Here is a 282-nt window from a genome sequence, read left to right as displayed (position 1 = left end):
CGAGGTTTCGGTGGGTGACTATGTGTGGTTCGATGTGAACAAGGATGGTCTGCAGGATGCTACGGATCGCCCGATTGTCGGTGCGGTGTTGAAGATCACGGGTCCGGATGGTCAGCCGGTCAAGGACGTCAACGGTGATCTCGTTGGCGATGTCACGACTGATGCGAGCGGTAAGTACTTGTTCGAGAAGTTGCCGGTGATCGGTGACGATGAGAAGTACACCGTTACCGTGGTGAGCGTTCCCGGCGATTACATTCCGACCAAGCCTGAGGTTGGGGATGA

1 protein-coding gene is annotated in these 282 nt (G+C 56.0%); it reads left to right on the top strand.

The genetic code is table 11. The features are described 5' to 3' along the window. Nucleotides 1-10: 10 nt before the first annotated feature. Nucleotides 11-282, top strand: a 272-nt coding sequence (locus EII42_RS12785) for an SdrD B-like domain-containing protein (protein ID WP_233558431.1), incomplete at its 3' end; no start/stop codon positions are given.

Source organism: Tessaracoccus sp. OH4464_COT-324 (assembly GCF_003932855.1).
Lineage (GTDB): Bacteria > Actinomycetota > Actinomycetes > Propionibacteriales > Propionibacteriaceae > Arachnia.
Note: the sequence above shows the minus strand (reverse complement) of the source record. Positions and strands in the feature narration are given on the sequence as shown.